The 17,711-nt window shown below is 69.7% G+C and carries 15 protein-coding genes; 13 read left to right on the top strand and 2 right to left on the bottom strand.

Annotation, left to right across the window (positions count from 1 at the left end; translation table 11 throughout):
* Positions 1–2: 2 nt before the first annotated feature.
* From prcB to AC4D12_RS06935, 12 genes are all read left to right on the top strand, one after another.
* Positions 3–839, top strand: a complete 837-nt coding sequence (gene prcB / locus AC4D12_RS06990) for a proteasome subunit beta (RefSeq protein WP_490949174.1) — start codon at positions 3–5, stop codon at positions 837–839.
* 3 nt (positions 840–842) lie between these two features.
* On the top strand, positions 843–1,619 hold the full coding sequence (gene prcA, locus AC4D12_RS06985; RefSeq protein ID WP_490949173.1) for a proteasome subunit alpha: 777 nt from the start codon (positions 843–845) through the stop codon (positions 1,617–1,619).
* Positions 1,619–2,980: a Pup--protein ligase gene (gene pafA, locus AC4D12_RS06980; protein WP_490949172.1), complete on the top strand. Its 1,362-nt coding sequence runs from the start codon at positions 1,619–1,621 to the stop codon at positions 2,978–2,980. The genes prcA and pafA overlap by 1 nt, the downstream gene beginning before the upstream one ends.
* A gap of 168 nt (positions 2,981–3,148) precedes the next feature.
* The gene (locus AC4D12_RS06975; RefSeq protein WP_490949171.1) at positions 3,149–4,108 is read left to right on the top strand and encodes an FKBP-type peptidyl-prolyl cis-trans isomerase; all 960 of its coding nucleotides are present in this window, start codon (positions 3,149–3,151) and stop codon (positions 4,106–4,108) included.
* A 77-nt stretch (positions 4,109–4,185) separates the two neighbouring features.
* Positions 4,186–4,581: an FKBP-type peptidyl-prolyl cis-trans isomerase gene (locus AC4D12_RS06970; RefSeq protein ID WP_490949170.1), complete on the top strand. Its 396-nt coding sequence runs from the start codon at positions 4,186–4,188 to the stop codon at positions 4,579–4,581.
* 119 nt (positions 4,582–4,700) lie between these two features.
* A complete protein-coding gene (locus AC4D12_RS06965) occupies positions 4,701–6,686 on the top strand; it encodes a helix-turn-helix transcriptional regulator (RefSeq protein WP_490949169.1) in 1,986 nt (661 codons plus the stop codon).
* Positions 6,687–6,695: 9 nt separating this feature from the next.
* A complete protein-coding gene (locus tag AC4D12_RS06960; protein WP_490949168.1) occupies positions 6,696–7,058 on the top strand; it encodes a hypothetical protein in 363 nt (120 codons plus the stop codon).
* Between the two features lie 38 nt (positions 7,059–7,096).
* The gene (gene tatA / locus AC4D12_RS06955; RefSeq protein WP_490949167.1) at positions 7,097–7,462 is read left to right on the top strand and encodes a Sec-independent protein translocase subunit TatA; all 366 of its coding nucleotides are present in this window, start codon (positions 7,097–7,099) and stop codon (positions 7,460–7,462) included.
* Positions 7,463–7,524: 62 nt separating this feature from the next.
* Entirely contained in the window at positions 7,525–8,310 is a 786-nt protein-coding gene (tatC, locus tag AC4D12_RS06950; RefSeq protein WP_490949508.1) for a twin-arginine translocase subunit TatC, read from the top strand.
* A gap of 71 nt (positions 8,311–8,381) precedes the next feature.
* Positions 8,382–11,204 carry a DEAD/DEAH box helicase gene (locus AC4D12_RS06945; RefSeq protein ID WP_490949166.1) on the top strand — a complete coding sequence of 941 codons (2,823 nt, stop codon included), beginning with the start codon at positions 8,382–8,384 and terminating at the stop codon, positions 11,202–11,204.
* Positions 11,197–12,879: an amidohydrolase gene (locus AC4D12_RS06940; protein WP_490949165.1), complete on the top strand. Its 1,683-nt coding sequence runs from the start codon at positions 11,197–11,199 to the stop codon at positions 12,877–12,879. The genes AC4D12_RS06945 and AC4D12_RS06940 overlap by 8 nt, the downstream gene beginning before the upstream one ends.
* Positions 12,880–13,321: 442 nt before the next feature.
* Positions 13,322–14,047: a polyprenol monophosphomannose synthase gene (locus AC4D12_RS06935; RefSeq protein WP_490949164.1), complete on the top strand. Its 726-nt coding sequence runs from the start codon at positions 13,322–13,324 to the stop codon at positions 14,045–14,047.
* Between the two features lie 130 nt (positions 14,048–14,177).
* Here the strand turns inward: AC4D12_RS06935 and AC4D12_RS06930 are convergent, their stop codons facing one another.
* A complete protein-coding gene (locus tag AC4D12_RS06930) occupies positions 14,178–14,525 on the bottom strand; it encodes an RNA polymerase-binding protein RbpA (protein WP_104179673.1) in 348 nt (115 codons plus the stop codon).
* 175 nt (positions 14,526–14,700) lie between these two features.
* Positions 14,701–15,528 carry a putative RNA methyltransferase gene (locus tag AC4D12_RS06925; protein ID WP_490949163.1) on the bottom strand — a complete coding sequence of 276 codons (828 nt, stop codon included), beginning with the start codon at positions 15,526–15,528 and terminating at the stop codon, positions 14,701–14,703.
* 71 nt (positions 15,529–15,599) lie between these two features.
* Between AC4D12_RS06925 and AC4D12_RS06920 the strand changes: the two genes are divergently transcribed.
* On the top strand, positions 15,600–17,696 hold the full coding sequence (locus tag AC4D12_RS06920; protein WP_490949162.1) for a S9 family peptidase: 2,097 nt from the start codon (positions 15,600–15,602) through the stop codon (positions 17,694–17,696).
* Positions 17,697–17,711 lie beyond the last annotated feature (15 nt).

Here is a 17,711-nt window from a genome sequence, read left to right as displayed (position 1 = left end):
GGATGCTCCCGGACGATGCAGCAGCAGCGGTTCCGCGGGCCGCCTCGACCTCCTTCACCGAGTACCTCGGCACCCACCACCCCGGACTGCTGCCGTCGAACCGGACGCTCGGTCCGGTGACGGGGTCGTCAGGGGCGTCGGACGCAGGGCATCTGGCGCCCCACGCCACGACGATCGTCTCCCTGACCTTCCCGGGCGGGGTGCTGATGGCGGGTGACCGCCGCGCCACCATGGGCAACGTCATCGCGAGCCGGCACATCGAGAAGGTGTTTCCCGCGGACCAGTACTCCGTCATGGGGATCGCCGGCAGCGCGGGCATCGGCCTCGACCTCACGCGCCTGTTCCAGGTGGAACTCGAGCACTACGAGAAGATCGAGGCCACCATGATGAGCCTCGACGGCAAGGCGAACCGCCTGGCCGCGATGGTCCGGCAGAACCTCCCCATGGCCATGCAGGGACTCGCCGTCGTACCCCTCTTCGCGGGATACGACACCGACCGCCACGTCGGCAGGCTCTTCTCCTTCGACGTCACGGGCGGCCGCTACGAGGAGCACGAACACCATTCGGTGGGCTCGGGCTCCGTGTTCGCCCGCGGTGCGCTGAAGAAACTCTGGAAACCGCGCCTCGACGAGGCATCCGCCGTGCGTGTCGCCGTCGAAGCCCTGTACGACGCCGCCGACGACGACTCCGCGACGGGCGGGCCGGACACCGTGCGGGCCCTGTGGCCCGTGGTCTGGGTGGTCGACGCAGCCGGTGCGCGGAGGATCCCCGAGCGGATCCTCGAGGCAGCAGCGCACTCCATCATCGACGCCCGCTCGTCCGCGGGCCGGGAGGCATAGGTCATGACGCAGCAGTTCTACGTCTCCCCGGAGCAGCTCATGAAGGACCGCGCGGACTTCGCGCGGAAGGGGATCGGCCGCGGGCGGTCGGTCGTCGTGATGAGCTGCCGCGACGGGATCGCTCTCGTGGCGGAGAATCCCTCGCCGTCGCTCCACAAGCTCGGCGAGATCTACGACCGCATCGCCTTCGCGGCCGTGGGGAAGTACAACGAGTTCGAGAGCCTGCGCCAGGCAGGCGTCCGCTACGCCGACGTACGCGGCTATTCGTACGCGCGGGAGGACGTCACCGCACGGGGGCTCGCGAGCGTGTACGCGCAGAGCCTGGGGGCGGTGTTCACCGCCGAGAGCAAGCCCTTCGAGGTGGAGCTCGTGGTCGCGGAGGTGGGGCACACCCAGGAGCGCGATCACCTGTACCGCCTCACGTTCGACGGTTCGATCGCCGACGAGACGGGCTTCGTGGTGATGGGCGGTGCGGCGGACGCCGTCATCGGGGCCCTCAGGGGCGTGTGGTCGGCCGGGCTCAGCCTCCCGGAGGGGGTGCGCGCCGCGGCCACGGCGCTCAGGAACGACGGCGTCGCAGCGCCCGCGCAGCCCACGGGTCAACCCACGGGCGGCGAGAACGGGGAGGCACCCGGCAAACCCGCACTCGATCCCTCACTCCTCGAGGTGGCCTACCTCGAGCGCGACCCCGACACCCTGCGCGGAAGCCGCAGGGCGTTCCGCCGGATCGGCGGCGCGGAACTCGAGGCCACCCTGCAGCAGCACGCCCGAGGAGCCTGATGGACCGGCGGATCTTCGGCGTCGAGACCGAGTTCGGCATCTCGTACTCGAGCCCGAACTCCCGGCCGCTCTCGCCCGAGGAGGTGGCGCGGTACCTCTTCCGCAAGGTGGTGAGCTGGGGGAGGTCCTCCAACGTCTTCCTCACGAACGGCTCCCGCCTGTACCTCGATGTCGGCTCGCACCCCGAGTACGCGACGGCCGAGTGCGACGATCTCGCCCAGTTGATCGCGCACGACCGCGCGGGTGAGCTGATCCTCGAGGACCTCGTCTCCGAGGCGCAGCGCAAGCTCGCCCACGAGGGCTACGACGGCCGGATCTACCTCTTCAAGAACAACACCGACTCCGCGGGCAACTCCTACGGGAGCCACGAGAACTACCTGATCCCGCGCAAGCTAGAGTTCGCGCGCCTCGCGGACATCCTGATCCCGTTCCTCGTGACGCGGCAATTGCTCGTCGGCGCGGGGAAGGTCCTCAAGACCCAGTCCGGGAGCATCTACGCCTTCTCACAGCGTGCCGACCACCTGTGGGAGGGCATCTCGTCCGCCACCACGCGGTCCCGACCGATCATCAACACACGGGACGAACCCCACGCGGACGCCGAGCACTACCGCCGCCTGCACGTGATCGCCGGGGATTCCACCATGTCGGAGACCACCATGCTGCTGAAGATCGGCTCCGTGGACCTGCTGCTCCGCATGGTCGAGGCGGGCGAGCTGATGCGGGACTTCCGGCTGGAGAACCCGATCAGGAGCATCCGCGAGATCTCGCACGATCTCACGGGCCGCCACCTGCTCAAGCTCGCGAACGGACGCCAGATGACCGCGCTGGAGATGCAGCAGGAGTACCTGGCGCGGGTGACCACGTTCGTCGAGCAGCACGGCGCGCACAACGCGCACGTCCCGGCCGTCCTCGACCTCTGGCAGCGCGTCCTCGACGCCGTCGAGACCGGGGACACCAGCGGGGTGGACACCGAGGTGGACTGGGCGATCAAGAAGAAGCTGATCGACCGCTACCTCGCCCGCTCCGGCGAGGGACTCGATTCGGCGAAGGCCGCGCAGCTCGATCTCACCTACCACGACATCTCCCGCTCGCGCGGCCTCTTCTTCCTCCTCCAGTCGCGCGGCGTGGCCGCGCGCGTGGTGGACGACACCGCCATCAAGGAGGCCGTGGACACTCCGCCGTCCACCACCCGGGCGAGGCTCCGCGGAGAATTCGTGCGACGGGCCAAGGAGGCGAACCGCGACTACACGGTGGACTGGGTGCACCTGAAGCTCAACGATCGTGCGCAGCAGACCATCCTCTGCAAGGACCCCTTCACCTCGGTCGACGAGCGGGTCGAGGCGCTCCTGCAGCAGTTGTGATGTCCGCGTGACGACGGCGGCGGGCGCGCCGGGAGCCACGTTCCGCGCCCGAGCCGGGGAAAAGGGCGCGAGCAGGCAGGAGAAATGGCGGGGCCGGAGCCGTTAGGGTTGTCAGGGCCCTTCGTTCCGCGGGCAGACAGACCTGGACACCGATTCGAAAGTGGTTCCGTGCGAAAGATACTTGCATTCCTCCTGCCGCTCACGCTGCTCCTGACCGCCTGTGGTGGCGGCGACGAGGAGGCACCCTCGCTCCGGTCCGCCGGTGCGGTCGAGATCCTCGAGAGCGTCACCGTGGAAGGCGGCTCCGATGAGGAGGCACCGACCGTGGAGTTCGCGTCGCCGCTCGACATCACGGGTGTGGCCGCGCGCACCGTCTCCGCGGGTGACGGCAGCACCATCGAGGCCGGCCAGCAGATCCGCTATCAGCTCGTCTCGCTGAATGCGGAGGACGGCGAGGTGCTCGGTGACACGTACAGTCAGGGCGAGCCGCAGGTCCTTCCGGTCGACGACATGCTGCGTGAACAGGACGCCGAGCTGTACGACGTGCTGGTCGGCACGACCGTCGGCTCGCAAGTGGCGTACACCCGCCCGTCACCCGAGCCGGTCGAGGGTCAGACGCCACTGCCCGAGCAGCTGATCGTGCTCAGGGTCATCTCCGCGGAACAGGCTCCGGAGCCGCTGCCCGAGCCGGAGGTGCTTGCACCCGAGGAGGTGCAGCGTCTCGACAGCGAGGGCCAGCTGCCCACCATCACCTTCGGGGAGGGCGGCGCACCCGAGGTGAGCATCCCGGAGAACGACCCGTCCGAGGATCTCGTGGTGAAGGTGCTGAAGGAGGGTGACGGCGAGGTCGTCGCCGAGACGGACAGCATCACCGCGAACTACAGCGGCTGGACCTACGCCGACGGCGAGCAGTTCGATTCCAGCTACGATCGCGGGGAGCCCGCAACGTTCCCGCTCACCGGCGTGATCACCGGCTGGACCCGCGGTCTCGCCGGTCAGAAGGTCGGCTCACAGGTGATGCTCGTGATCCCGGCGCCCTGGGCCTACGGGGACCCGGCACCGGAGGGGCGCCCGTCCGGCACGCTCGTGTTCTTCGTCGAGATCACCGCGAAGGCCACCGCCGAGTAGCACCACTCCACACATCCGCCTGACAGGTCCGGTCCGTCCGGGCCGATCAGCCACCCACCGAGTGCAAGGAGCACATCATGTCCTTCGGACAGCGCACGTTCGACCGTGAAAAGCCTGAGATCGAGTTCCCCGCCCACGACGTCCCGACGGAGCTCGTGATCGAGGACCTCATCGTCGGGACCGGCGACGAGGCGACGGCCGGGAAGACCGTCTCCACCCACTACGTGGGTGTGGCGTTCTCCACCGGCGAGGAGTTCGACGCCTCCTGGAACCGCGGCACGCCGCTGGACTTCAAGGTTGGTGTCGGGCAGGTCATCCAGGGGTGGGACCAGGGGCTGCTCGGTATGAAGGTGGGCGGCCGGCGCCGCCTCGAGATCCCCTCGCAGCTCGCCTACGGTGCGTCCGGTGCCGGATCCGCGATCGGCCCCAACGAGTCCCTCATCTTCGTGGTGGACCTGCTCGGGGTCCGCTGACCTCTCGACAGGAATCACGGGCCTACCGCCAGGTACCGCCCGTCAGCACGAGGAGGGACGCCGGCAGCGATCGTTGCCGGCGTCCCTCCATCCGTTGCCGTGAAGGTAGGGTTTTCAGCGTGTCCGCAAAACGTACCGAACGCCTCCTCACCCTCGTGATCATGCTTCTGTCGAGCCGGCGCGGCTACACCAAGGAGGAGTTGTTCGAGGAGATCGACCTCTACCGTGAGGCCACGTCGGTGGCGGCCCGGGAGAAGCTGTTCGACCGCGACAAGGCGGCTCTGCGCGAGCAGGGGATCCCGCTCGAGTCCTTCAGCGAGGACACCCTGTTCGACAACGACAACACGGTGCAGCGCTACAGGATCGACGCCGAGGACTACCGGCTCGGCGGCGTGACGTTCACGCAGGAGGAGTACGCGGTCCTCAACCTCGCCGCCGGCGCCTGGGAGCAGGGCTCGCTCGACTCCGCCGCATCGAGGGCCCTGCGGAAGCTGAGCTCGCGCAGCACGGACGACACCCTGCAGCTCACCCCGCTGATCCAGCCCCGCATCACCACGGACGCCCCGTACTGGGACATCGTGTGGCAGGCGCTCACCACCCGCACCCCGCTGAGGTTCTCCTACCGCGCGGCCAGTACCGGGCGCGAGGAGGTGCGGACCGTGCATCCCTGGGGCATGGGCGCGCGCTTCGGCCACTGGTACGTCGTCGGCTTCGACACCATGCGCGGGGCCGAGCGGTTCTTCCGGCTCTCCCGGATGACCTCCGAGCCCGTCCTGCTCACCGGATCCTTCGAGGTCCCGGCGACCTTCGACATGAACCGCACGCTCTCCTCCCTGGGCCGCAGCGAACCGGACCGCACCGCCGTCGTCGCCGTACGCCCGGGCTCCTGTCAGGTGCTCCGCGTGCGGAAGGACACCGAAGTGCTGCAGACGGGGGAGGAATGGGACACGCTCCGCGTCCCCTACGCGACCTCGAGCCCCATGGCCGCGACGATCGCCGGCCTCGGCACGAACGCCCAGGTGCAGGAACCGGCCGACCTCGTGGCCGACGTCGCGCGTCTGCTCGACCGCGCCCACGACGCCGCCGTGGCCGCTCCGCGCGACTTCGACTTCACGGGCGCCGCGCGCACCACACCCCGCCGGAAGACCTCCTCGCAGGACCACCTGCTCCGGCTGCTCGACCTCGTGCCCTACCTGCTCGCCCATCCCGGCGCGGAGGTCGGTGACACCGCGCGGCGGTTCGACGTCTCGGAGGCCCAGCTCACCAAGGACCTCGACCTCCTCTTCGTCAGCGGTCCGCGGCACTACCCGGACGGTCTCATGGACGTCAACATCGAGGACGGCTGTATCTATCTCACGAACGCGAGGGACCTCGCCCAGCCCATCAAGCTGAGCATGGACGAGGCGTGCTCCCTGATCGTCGGGCTGCAGGCCCTGCGCGAACTGCCGGGCATGAGGAACAACGAGGCGATCGTCAGCGCGCAGACGAAGCTCACCGCGGCGGCCGGGGATGCCGCGCGCATCGGTTCTGCCGTCGCCACCAAGCTGACGGAGGACGATCTCGACCCCACCCTCGAGGTGCTGCAGGCCGCGCTCCAGTCCGGCGTCCGGGTGCAGGTCGACTACTTCGTGCCCACGCGCGACGAGATCACGCAGCGGGTCCTCGAGCCGGTGCGCATCTTCCTCCATCAGGACACGTGGTACCTGGAGGCCTGGAGCGTCGAGTCCGAGGGCCTGCGCAACTTCCGCCTGGACCGGATCCAGCGGGCCGCGCTGACGGACGAGCCCGCGACGGCCACGGCGGACACCGAGGCGATCGCCCGCGGCCGGAAGGCGACGCCCTACCGCTCCGGGGAGAGCGATCACGCGGTCACCCTGCTGCTGGAGCCGAGGGCTCGCTGGATCGCCGACCAATACAACGCGGAGGCGGTGCAGGAGCTCGAGGGCGACCGGCTGGCGGCGCGGTTGAGGGTGGCGTCGAGCGCATGGATCCCGGGCCTCGTCGCCGGCTTCGGCGGCGCTGCGGCCGTACTCGAGCCCGAGGAGCTCCGTGAGGAGACGCTGAGGTGGCTCGCCGCTGCCCGTTCGCACCAGTCGCTCACTTAGACTGACCCCATGCTCTGGTGGATGTGGATCGTTCTGTGGGTGGCGCTCGTGGCCGTCAGCGCCATCTTCCTGGTGGTCGTCGGGTTCCGCGTCTTCCGGCGCGGAATGCGAACTCTGGGTGAATTCGGGGAGGCCATGGATCGACTCGGCGTCGACGTGGGGCGCGCCGGGGAGGGCGGACTGGACGGGCTCCCGCACAGTCAGGGTGTCCCCGGGATCCCCGTCCCGGCCGTGTTCTCGGCGCCCGAGGACGTGCGCGTGGCATCCGATCTGGCGAAGACCCGGCGACAGGCCGACCGCCGCGAGCGTCGCGTGGCGAAGCGGTCGGACCGCGGGCAGCCCCAGCTCCTGCAGGACATGCCACACCTGTGACCTAAACTTGGGGACGGGATCTAGGAGAGGAATACGCCATGAGGCTCGAAGGCTGGCACATCGTCATCATCATCGTTCTCGCGATCGTTCTGTTCGGGGCGCCGAAGCTGCCCGGACTGGCTCGCAGCGTGGGACAGTCCCTGCGGATCTTCAAGTCCGAGGTGAAGCAGATGAAGGACGAGAACAACGCGCCCGACGACGGCACGGGTCCGGTCGAGGGGCGAGTCGTATCCACTCCTGCCCCGCAGACCTACACGCCGACGTACCAGGCGCCCGTGCAGCCGGAGCACCACCAGCAGTCGGCCCAGCACCACGCCGGTGACGTCCCCTCACAGGGAACCGGCCACGGAGCCACGCAGGCGGGGCCGGCACATCCGAGCGGCACCTCGAACACCAACCCGTAGCACTCCCGGTGTCCCCCGAGAAAGCGCCGAGGCGCGGTAGGAAGGCCAATCCCGAGGGCAAGATGGCCCTCAAGGAGCACCTCCGGGAAGCCCGCAACCGGTTGTTCAAGTCGGCGATCGCGGTCATCATCGCCACGGTGATCGGGTTCTTCGTGTACGACCCGGTGCTCCGGGCACTCGCGGCCCCCATCATCGCCATCAACGAGCAGGAGGGGCGCTCGGCGTCCCTGAACTTCGACAGCGCCGCGTCCCCCTTCGACCTCCTGATCCAGGTCTCCGTGTTCCTGGGACTGATCATCTCCAGTCCCGTCTGGCTCTACCAGTTGTGGGCCTTCATCACGCCCGGGCTCAAGCGCAAGGAGCGGAGGATCGCCCTCGCGTTCATCGCCGTGGCGGTGCCGCTCTTCCTCGCCGGGATCGGTCTCGCATGGTTGATCCTGCCCAACGCCGTGCGCGTGCTCACGGAGTTCACGCCCGAGGACTTCTCGAACTTCATCGGCGTCTCGGTCTACTTCACCTTCGTGCTGCGCCTGCTGCTCGCCTTCGGGATCGCGTTCATCCTGCCGGTGGTCCTCGTGGGGCTCAACATGGTGGGTATCGTCTCCGGACGCCAGATCCTGAAGGCCTGGCGCATCACCGTCTTCCTCGTCTGCCTGTTCGCCGCGATGGCCGCGCCCGGCGGCGACGTCCTCAGCATGTTCTACCTCGCCGTCCCGCTGCTCCTGCTGTTCTTCGTGGCCATCGGGCTGTGCCTGCTCAACGACAAGCGCCGCGCCCGCCGCAACGCCGCTCGCGAGGCGGACATCGAGGCGTCCGCCGATTCCGCGTCGTCGCTGGACGCGCTCTAGCACCCGGAGAGGTCCTCCGGCCCCGCCGCACCCCGTGTGCCGGTGTCTGCCGCACGGTCTAGGGTGGAAAGATGAGTACCCCCGCGGAGAGATACGCCGCTGCGAAGGCCCGTACGGAGCACTCACGGACCCAGCTGTCGCGGTTCGAGCGGACGCTGGACTTCGAGCTCGATCCGTTCCAGCGCGAGGCCTGCACCGCCCTGGAGGCCGGACGGGGCGTGCTGGTCGCGGCTCCCACGGGCGCCGGCAAGACGGTGGTGGGGGAGTTCGCGGTCTTCATGGCCCTGCAGAGCGGCCTCAAGGCCTTCTACACCACCCCGATCAAGGCTCTCAGCAACCAGAAGTACTCCGAGCTCGCGGCCGTCCACGGCAGCGACCGCGTGGGGCTGCTCACGGGCGACACCAGCATCAACGGGGACGCGGACGTGATCGTGATGACCACGGAGGTCCTCAGGAACATGCTGTACGCGAACTCGGAGGCGCTGGACAACCTCGGGTACGTGGTGATGGACGAGGTGCACTACCTCGCCGACCGGTTCCGCGGCGCCGTCTGGGAGGAAGTCATCATCCATCTCCCCACGGAGGTGAAACTCATCTCCCTGAGCGCCACCGTCTCCAACGCGGAGGAATTCGGTGCCTGGCTGGACACCGTCCGCGGGGACACCGACGTCGTCGTGTCGGAGCACCGCCCCGTTCCGCTCTGGCAGCACGTCATGGTGGGGAAATCCATGATCGACCTCTTCGCCGGTGACGTCGCCTTCGACGAGGCGGCTCCCGCGGGCGCCGCCGCGGGGGCGAAGGACCAGTACGACGTCAACCCCGAGCTCCTCGAGCTCGCGAGCAACGAGATTCGCCTGAACCAGCGTGCCGGGTGGAGCGGGGGCGGTCGGAAGGGGCGGTCCCGCCCGGGGCGCGGCGGTCCGCAGCAGATGAGCGTGGTCCGGCGGGCCACCCGGCCTCAGGTCATCGAGGTCCTCGACCGCGCCGACCTGCTCCCGGCCATCACGTTCATCTTCTCGCGCGCGGGCTGCGAGGCCGCGGTGACGCAGTGCCTGCATGCGGGGCTGTGGCTCACCACCGAGGACGAGCGGGACGAGATCGCCGAGACGATCGACGCCGCCACGACGGACATCCCGCGGGACGACCTCGAGATCCTCGGCTTCTGGACGTGGCGCGAGGGCCTGATCCGCGGCTTCACCGCGCATCACGCGGGAATGCTCCCGACCTTCAAGGAGATCGTCGAGCGCCTCTTCGCCGCCGGTCTCGTCAAGGCGGTCTTCGCGACCGAGACGCTCGCGCTCGGCGTCAACATGCCTGCGCGGACCGTGGTCCTCGAGAAGCTCGACAAGTTCAACGGCGAGGCCCACGTCAACGTCACGGCGGGCGAGTACACGCAGCTCACCGGCCGCGCCGGCCGTCGCGGGATCGACGTCGAGGGGCACGCCGTCGTCCTGTGGCAGCCCGGCACGGATCCCGGGGCCGTGGCAGGCCTCGCGTCCCGCCGCACGTACCCGCTCAACTCAAGCTTCCGCCCCACGTACAACATGAGCATCAACCTCGTGGCGCAGTTCGGCCGCGAGCGGTCGCGGCAGATTCTCGAGACGTCCTTCGCCCAATTCCAGGCCGACCGGTCGGTGGTCGGCCTCGCGAAGCAGGTCAGGAGCCGCGAGGAGTCCCTGAAGGGGTACGAGGCGTCGATGACCTGCCACCTCGGTGACTTCCGCGAGTACTCGAAGCTGCGGCGGGAGCTGTCCGACCTCGAGACGGCGGCCTCGCGTGACAGGTCGCGCACCCTGCGGTCCGCCGCCGAGTCCTCGCTCGAGTCCCTGCGCCCGGGCGACGTCATCGATGTGCCGGGTGGCAGGAGTCAGGGCTACGCGGTGGTCCTCGACGCGGACTCGTCGCGCGAACCCCGCCCCACCGTGCTCACGCTCGAGACGCAGATCCGCCGGGTCGGGGTCCAGGACCTCGACGGGCCCGTGGAGGTGCTCTCCCGCATCCGGATCCCCAAGCACTTCAGCGCGCGCAGTCCGAAGGACCGCCGGGACCTCACCTCCTCGCTCCGCAACGCCCTGCACGAGAAGCGGCCGCCCCGCCGCGGGGCCGACCGCGTGGCCGCCGGGCACTCGGCGTCCGCCGCTGCGGAGGAGCGCGCCATCACCGAGCTGCGCCGCCGGCTGAGGGCCCACCCCTGCCACGGCTGCAGCGAGCGTGAGCAGCACGCACGCTGGGCCGAACGCTGGTGGAAGCTGCGGCGGGAGACCGACGTGCTCGCCGGCCAGATCCGCGGCAGGACCAACACCATCGCGAAGACGTTCGACCGCGTGTCCGACGTCCTCGGCCACTACGGCTACCTCCAGTCCGACGACGGCACCGTGTCCGTGAGCGCCTCGGGCCAGAAATTGCGGCGCATCTACGGCGAGAAGGACCTCCTGATCGCCCTCTGCATCGAGGAGGGTGCCTTCAGCGACCTCGACGCCGCCGAGCTGGCCGCCCTGACCACGGTGCTCGTCTACCAGGCCAAGCGCGAGGAGCGGGGCGTGCGTCCCGTGATGCCGAGCGTCGCGCTCGAGAGCTCGGTCGAGATCATCATCCGTGAATGGTCGCGGCTCAACGACGTCGAGGAGCAGCACCGACTGCCTGTGACGGGGGAACCCGAACTCTCGCTGGTCTGGCCCATGTTCAAGTGGGCGCAGGGCAGGTCGCTGCAGGCCGCACTCAGCGGCACCGAACTCGCTGCCGGCGACTTCGTCCGCTGGTCCAAGCAGGTCATCGATCTCCTGGACCAGATGGCGAAGGTACCGGACCTCCCCGGCCACCTGAACCAGACGTGCCGGCGGGCCATCGGACTGGTGCGGCGCGGCGTGGTGGCATACTCGAACATCAGTGAGTAGCGCCCCTTCTTCCAGGAAGTTCCCCGTCATCTCCACACCCACGCCCGAACCCCGCCAGCCCGTCCTCTACCGCAACGGCTCCGTGTACAGCCCGGCCGATCCCTTCGCGACGGCGATGCTCGTCGACGGCGGAACGGTCGCCTGGGTGGGCACCGAGCATGCGGCCACGAACCTCGAGGGTCCCGGTGTGCGGACCGTCGACCTCGACGGAGCGCTGATCGCGCCCGGCTTCGTCGACGCGCACGCTCACGTCACCGAGACGGGCATCGCGCTCGGCTCCGTGGACCTGACGGCGTGCCGATCGCTCACGGAACTGCTCGACGCCGTCGCGGCGGCTGCGGCGTCGGGGGCCACGACCGTGCTGGGGCACGGCTGGGACGAGTCCCGGTGGCCCGAGAAGCGGGTTCCCACGGCGGGGGAGCTGGACCGGGCAGGTGCCGGCGCCCTCGTGTACCTCGTCCGGGCCGACATCCACTCCGCCGTGGTGTCCGGCTCCCTCGCCGACGCCCTCGGCCTGGCGTCCGTGGACGGCTGGTCCGACGGTTTCGTGGTCCGTGCCGCCCACGAGGCGGCGCGTCGGGCCACCCGCAGCCTCACGACCGATCAGCGCCGGACCTATCAGCAGGCGGCGCTGCTCCACGCGGCGTCCCGCGGCTACGTCGCCGTGACGGAGATGGCCGCGCCGCACATCGCCCCACCCGAGGACCTCGAGACCCTTCTGACCATCGACGGTCCGCTCCGCGATCTGCCGCTGCCCGAGGTCATTCCGTACTGGGGAGCAGCCGTCGCCGATCCGCAGGCCGCGGAGCAGGAGATGCGTCGGTTCGGGGGACGCCTGGCAGGTCTGGCGGGTGACCTGAACGTCGACGGCTCCATCGGGTCGCGGACGGCCGCCCTGCGCGAGGCGTACACCGATGCGCCCGGATCCACGGGCGCGCTGTACCTCGACGAGGACCAGGTGACCGCTCATCTGCTGGCGACGACGTCCAGGGGTATCCAGGCAGGCTTCCACGTGATCGGGGACGCCGGCCTCGATGTGATCCTCCGCGGCCTGGAACGCACCGCGGGGGAGCTCGGCGAGGACGAGGTGCGGCGCGCACGCCATCGGCTCGAGCACGTGGAACTCGCGGACGACGACGCCGTAGCCGCCCTCGTGCGCTTCGGTGTGTCCGTCAGCGGCCAGCCCGTGTTCGATGCGCTGTGGGGTCAGGAGGGCGGCCTGTACGAGCAGCGGCTCGGTGACAGGCGCCTCGGTATGAACCGCTGGGCGTCGCTGCTCTCCGCCGGGGTGCTCGTGGCGCTCGGATCCGACAGCCCTGTGACGCCGATGGACCCCTGGGCCTCGGTGCGTGCCTGCCTGCAGCACAGCGACCCCGCGGAGAACATCTCCGCCCGCGCAGCCTTCATCGCGCACACCCGGGCCGGGTGGCGGCTCGCGGGGCGGTCACCCGCGATGGGTCAGCTCGCTCCCGGGACACCCGCATCTTTCGCCGTGTGGACGGTCGACGAACTGATGGTCCAGACACCGGACAACCGGGTGCAGGCCTGGAGTACCGACCCGCGCGCCGGAACGCCGCTACTGCCCGCGCTCGACACGGAGAATGCCCCGCAGTGCCTGGAGACGGTCCACGACGGTCATCGCCTCCATGTGGCCGACGGCTTCGACGGAGCATGACGAGCGTGGCGGACGCCCCGGAATTCTCCTGCCCGCCGACACCCTCCTGACCTGCACGAAGAAGCGTCGTCCCACGTCAGGAGACTGTTGACACCTCCTTCTCAGCCCGTAAGCTTTCGTCCTACGGGTTAGAGGAACTCCGGATGGAGAAACCTGGCTGGTCTCTTCGAGCGCAATGCATCGGCCTTCAAGGGCGCGTGTTACCTCATGCGGAGCCAGCACTCTCAAGGGCAGGTCCACGCGTCGGTAGAGAACGGCGTCCGCAGAAGTGCTGATGCCGGTACGAAGACGCGTGGACCTGCCCGAGCGCCGCACGGCTCATCGCCGACCCTGCCTCACGGACCGCCGCGCATCGGCCGGCGGGTGCCGCCCCGCCTATACTTGCTCACTGGCCCCGAGACCGGCGCCGTTCCCTTCGCGTACCCGACGGAAAGGCCCCTGCGTGCGAGTCGTCACGATCATCCCCACCTACAACGAGATCGAGTCGCTGCCGATCACGCTCGCGCGACTGCGTGCGGCCGTGCCCTCCTCCGACGTCCTGATCGTCGACGACAACAGCCCCGACGGCACGGGCGATCTCGCCGACCGTGCCGCTGCCGCCGACGACCAGGTGCACGTGCTGCACCGCACGGGCAAGGCAGGGCTCGGAGCCGCCTACATCGCCGGGTTCCGGTGGGGTCTGGAGCGCGACTACGACGTGCTCGTCGAGATGGATGCGGACGGGTCCCACAGGCCCGAGCAGCTGCAGAGCCTGCTCGATGCCGTGGACCGCGCCGATCTGGTGATCGGGAGCCGCTGGGTCCCCGGGGGCAGCGTGGTCAACTGGCCGGCGCACCGCAAGCTCCTCTCACGAGCCGGAAGTACCTACTCGCGGCTCATGCTGGGACTTCCCGTCCGGGACATCACCGCCGGGTTCCGAGCCTTCCGGCGCTCCACCCTGGAGACACTCGACCTCTCGGCCGTCGAGTCGGTCGGTTACGGCTTCCAGGTTGACATGACGTTCCGCGTGGCAAGGCTCGGTCTGACCATCGTCGAGGTACCCATCACCTTCGTGGAGCGGGAACTCGGCGCGTCCAAGATGAGCGGGAACATCGTCTTCGAGGCCATCGCCAACGTGACGCGGTGGGGGCTCGCGGCCCGCTGGAACACGATCACCGGCCGACGTTGACCCCCGCCGGCTTCGTTCCCGCGGGGGGACTGCGGACTCACGGCATCAGGGCCGGCACAGAAGTGCCGGACATGCGAGAAGGCACCCGCCGCGGCGGGTGCCTTCGTCGTCGTGCTGGATCCGAACCGGATCAGGCGGAGCGGCGCTCTCCACGGCGCTCGCGCAGGATGGTCAGGCGATCCTGCAGGATCTGCTCGAGTTCCTCGACCGAGCGACGCTCGAGGAGCATGTCCCAGTGCGTACGCACGGGCTTGTCGTTCGACGTATCCGGCTTCTCGCCGTTGACGAGCAGCGCTTCCTTGCCGGTCTTCGACACCCAGGTCGCCGGGATGTCGGCCTCGGACGAGAACGTCACGAACACGCGCTCACCGTCCTCGCAGCGGTATTCCACGCGCTGCCGGGGAGCAGGCTCGACGCCGGACTCCGTTTCCATGGACTGCGCTCCGAGGCGCATGCCGCGCAGGCTGCGATCGCTCATGTGTGTTCTCCTAGTCACCGTGGCCCCGACTACCGGGACCGTTACTGCTTCCGCCCGTGGGCGGGCGGTCAGCCCGTCCGTACTGCACAACACCGCGCCCGGCGCGCATGTTCCTGCGTTGAGCGGGTAAACAGCTAAGTATACAGACGTGGGGTGGACGGCGGCGCGGGCCCGCCTAACGCCTGGCCAGTACCTGCACCGTGAAGCGGGCCTGGACCACGAGGTCCGCGGTCTGCGCGTCGTCCTGCTCGCTCGCCCCGTGCAGGTGGTGTGCGGCGGGTCCCATCAGGAGCGCGGAGCGGGCCAGCGACCCGGGCAACACCATCTCGTAGTCGAGGTCCTCGCGCCCCGCCTCCGTGAGCAGGCCGTCGAACGCGGCGACGACGTCGTCGGCCTTCTGCGGGGGCACGTTCAGCAGCGGCCCGACATCCTGGAGCCCGTCCAGGTGGCCGGGACGCGGTGTGACCACCACGGCGCGGCCGGCGTCCGAGAGGACGCGCGCGAACTCCCCGGGGTTGCGCGGCGCGAACACGTTGAGCAGCACGTCCACCGATCGGTCGGCGATCGGCAGGGGCCGCCACAGGTCCCAGAGCAGGCTGACGCCGGTCGGCAGTCGACGGGCCGCGCGGCGGAGGGCGGCCTTCGAGACGTCGAGCGCCACGGGGAAGACCTCCGTTTCCTTCAAGGTCAGGGCCTCGAGGTAGTAACCCGTGCCCGCTCCGGCGTCCAGCGCCACGGCGGGGCGGTGCACGGAGGCAGCGGCGTCGACGATCCGCTCGCGGAGTGGGCCGTAGGAGCCATGGCCCAGGAACTGCTCCCGGGCCTCGACCATCTCGGGGCCGTCGCCGCTGAAGGGGGAGCCCTTCCCGGTCATGAGGTTGATGTACCCCTGCCGTGCCGCATCGAACCGGTGGCCGTCGGCGCAGGCGAGGGCGCGGTCGAGGCGCAGCAGGCCCTGCCCGCAGACGGGACACAGGAGGAGTCCGAGGGGGAGGGCGGGCATCCTTCCATCCTACGAAAGACGACGGGCGGTAACCGTTGACTCAGGCCACTGTTTCCGGTTCAGTCAGGAGGGTGAAATCGAATCAGCTCGAACTCCTGACCACCACGGGTGCGCCCACCATCCACCCGGACGGCACGCGCGTCGTCGTCGCGGCCACGCGTCCCGACTTCCGGGCCGACGCCTACGTCGGCCAGCTCTGGGAGCTGACGCTCGACGGCGGCCGGCGGCGGCTGACGCGGGGCTTCCGCGACACGGCCCCCCAGTACACGCCCGACGGCGGACTCCTGCTGTTCCTGCGGGCAGCACCGGGCGGGAAGCCCCAGCTGTTCGCGCTCCGCGCCGGCGGCGGGGAGCCCGTCCAGGTCACCGACCAGCCGCTCGGCATCACCGGCTTCGACATCTCGCCGGACTCCCGGACCGTGGCCTTCTCCGCCCGGGTGCCCGAGCACGGACGGTACGGGACGCTCGACGGCGTCACGGCCGGGCTCGAGGATCCCCGGCTCGTCACCGTCAACAAGTACCGGATGAACGGCCTGGGGTACACGGCCGACAAGCGCTCCCACCTGTTCACGGTGGACCTGCCGGACGTGGACGCCGAGCCGCACTACGAGGCCGTGGGACGACTGAAGCAGGAGACAGACGCCACCACCGACGCCACCGGTGCGGACCCGGCCACGGGCGCAGTGCCCGCCGCCACGCAGCTCACCTCGGCCGATGCCGACCATCTCGACCCGGTGTTCTCCGCGGACGGTACGCGGATCCTGTTCACGGCGTCGCTCACGCCCGACGCCGACGACGTGCTGGCATCGGACATCCACTCCATCGCGCTCGACGGCAGCGACCTCACGGCCTCCACCGTGGGGAAGGGCAGCACGCGCCTCGGTTGCAGTGCGCCGCAGCCCAGCGCGGACGGTGCATGGCTCTTCTTCCTCGCCAACGACCTCTCCCCGTCGGGCCTCGATTTCGTGGCCCGCAACACGGCCCTGTACGTTGCTCCGACCGGGGATCCGACGGACCTCCGGCGCCTCACGGATCCGGAGACGGTCGATCTCGGCGACGTGCAGGAGATCGTGACCGACGGCCCGGACTCCGTCCTCGTCGTCAACCGCTCCCGCGGCGCGGGCGAACTGCTGCGCGTCACGGCGTCGGGCGGGATCGAGGTCCTCGTCTCGGGCCCCACGGTCGTGACGGCCGCGGCGACGGCGCAGGGCGTCGTCGTTGCCTCCTACACCGACCCGTCCACCTCGGGCGACGTCGCGGTGGTGGACAGCGGCGCCCTGCGTCCGCTCACGGACTTCTCCTCCCGGCTGCGCTCGGAGACGCGCATCGCCGAGCCGGAGGAGCGTACCTACGCCGCACCCGACGGCACACAGGTGCACGGCTGGGTGGTGCAGCCCGAGGGGGACGGCCCCCATCCGGTCCTGCTGGTGATCCACGGCGGCCCGTTCGCGCAGTACGGCTGGGGCTACTTCGACGAGGCACAGGTGTACGCCGCAGCCGGGTACGCCGTGCTCCTGTGCAACCCACGCGGGGCGGCCGGCTACGGGCAGGAGCACGGCAGGGTGATCAAGGAGGCCATGGGCACCGTGGACCTCGACGACGTCCTGGCCTTCCTCGACGGCGCGCTCGCGGAGTACGGCACCATGGACCGGGAGCGGCTCGGGGTGATGGGCGGATCCTACGGCGGCTACCTGACGGCGTGGACCATCGCCCACGACCACCGTTTCCAGGCGGCCATCGTGGAGCGCGGTTACCTCGACCCGCCGTCGTTCGTGGGTTCCTCGGACATCGGCTGGTTCTTCTCGGAGCAGTACACCGGGACGGACCCCGCGCAGATCGCGGCACAGAACCCCTTCGCGAAGATCGGGAGCGTGCGGACGCCGGCGTTCGTCATCCACTCCGAGGAGGATCTGCGCTGCCCGATCGAGCAGGCGCAGCGCTACTACACGGCGCTGCGGAAGCAGGGCGTCGAGACGGAGCTGCTGATCTTCCCGGGGGAGACGCACGAGCTCTCGCGGAGCGGCTCGCCCTGGCACCGCCGTCAGCGGTTCGAGCACATCCTGCGGTGGTGGTCGAAGTACCTGCCCACCGCGGCGAACCCTGCGGCGGATTCTGCCGTGGATTCTGCCGTGGATTCTGCTGAGGACGGCGTCCGGACCGGCGGCTGATCCGCCCGATGCCCT

Source organism: Arthrobacter sp. TJ-266 (assembly GCF_058269115.1).
Note: the sequence above shows the minus strand (reverse complement) of the source record. Positions and strands in the feature narration are given on the sequence as shown.